Genomic DNA, 902 nt, shown 5'->3' on the forward strand with positions numbered 1-902 from the left:
TCAGGCCATCACCATCGGTATCCGGGTTCTTCGGATCGGTGCCGTCCTTTTCTTCCTGGGCATCCGGAACACCATCACCATCGGTGTCGGTGTCATCGCCCGGGAAGGAATCCGGATCCTTCGGATCCTTATTGTCCTTGACCTCGTCACCATCCTTGTGACCATCACCGTCGGTATCCGGGTTATTCGGATCGGTGCCGATCTCAGTCTCAGTGCCATCAGTCAGGCCATCACCGTCAGAATCCGGATTTGTCGGATCAGTCGGCTCGTTGTTGAAGTCGTCGTTCTTAGAACCGTCGACCTCTTCCTTATCGGTCAGGCCGTCACCATCGGTATCCGGCTTCGTCGGATCAGTACCAATCTCCTTTTCCTCACCATCGGTCAGGCCGTCACCATCGGTGTCCTTATTCTTCGGATCAGTGCCGTCCTTGACCTCGTCACCGTCGTTAACACCGTCACCATCGGTATCCGGGTTCTTCGGATCGGTACCGTGCTCCTTTTCCTCACCGTCATTCAGGCCATCGCCATCGGAATCCGGATTGTTCGGATCAGTACCGTCCTTCTCCTCCTGTTCATCGGAGACACCATCACCATCAGAGTCAACCAAAATGGAGGTAACAACAGTGAGCTTGAACTTATCCGACGCGTCCTTGCCATCCTTGGATGCCTTAACCTCAATGTCGTAAGACTTGAGTTCAGCGTCCTCAGGGACCGTGCCCTCGATGACGTTACCGTTGAGCTTTAGGAACTCAGGCAAACCAGTGACGGAAATCTCTGCACCGTCGGTAGCCTCGATTGGGATGGAAACCTTCTCGCCACGAGCAACCCTCGTGTCAGGAATGGCATCCACGGACACATCAGTATCCGCAGCATCCGGCTGCTCAACCGTGACAGTCACCGTG

The 902-nt window shown here is 55.0% G+C and carries 1 pseudogene; it reads right to left on the reverse strand.

What is annotated here, in order from left to right:
• Positions 1-902 (reverse strand): annotated as a pseudogene (locus HMPREF2526_RS13430) (hypothetical protein); the annotation flags it as partial.

It is taken from the genome of Corynebacterium sp. HMSC070E08 (assembly GCF_001808895.1).
Lineage (GTDB): Bacteria > Actinomycetota > Actinomycetes > Mycobacteriales > Mycobacteriaceae > Corynebacterium > Corynebacterium hiratae.